The sequence below is a fragment of the Streptomyces sp. AC555_RSS877 genome (genome assembly GCF_019049245.1).
Lineage (GTDB): Bacteria > Actinomycetota > Actinomycetes > Streptomycetales > Streptomycetaceae > Streptomyces.
Genome location: NZ_JAGMUK010000224.1, coordinates 1 through 555 on the forward strand (window position 1 = coordinate 1; position 555 = coordinate 555).

General features: G+C 69.0%; 1 protein-coding gene. It reads right to left on the bottom strand.

Annotated elements, in window-relative coordinates; all coding sequences use genetic code 11:
• The coding region (locus KUM49_RS46500; protein ID WP_254402836.1) for a condensation domain-containing protein at positions 1–555 on the bottom strand (555 nt) is incomplete at both ends.

Genomic DNA, 555 nt, shown 5'->3' on the forward strand with positions numbered 1-555 from the left:
CGCCTGCGCCACGAAGTTCCGGAACGGCAGCGGCTCCGGCAACGAACCCTCCCGACCCGACAGGAACGCACCCATCTCCTCAAGCAGCACATCCTGTGCGGTGTGGTCCTGCACCAGATGATGCAGGCGCAGGGCTGCCAGCCAGCGCCCCCCACCGTCCGGATGCGCAGCCGTGTGCACGTCGATCAACGGGGCACGACCGATGTCCATCACCGAGCCTGCCGCGGCGATCAGCTGTTCCGCGGTATCCGGTCCCTGTGGGTCGAGCGCGAGCTCGGTGACCGGCAGGACGGCCTGGCGGGTGACCACCTGGACCGGCTCGCTCAGGCCCTCCCACACGAAGGCCGTGCGGTAGATGTCATGCCGGTTCACCACGCCCTGCAGAGCGGCGAGGCAGGCCACCAGACGTTCTCGCGAGTCGAACTGGATGATGGCGGGTGCCGCGTACCCGTCCGCGCCGCTGCCCTGACCGGACATCAGGTGGTGGAAGAGGATGCCTTCCTGGAGGGGCGCGAGCGGGTAGATGTCCGCGATGTTCGCCGCGCCGCCCTCGAT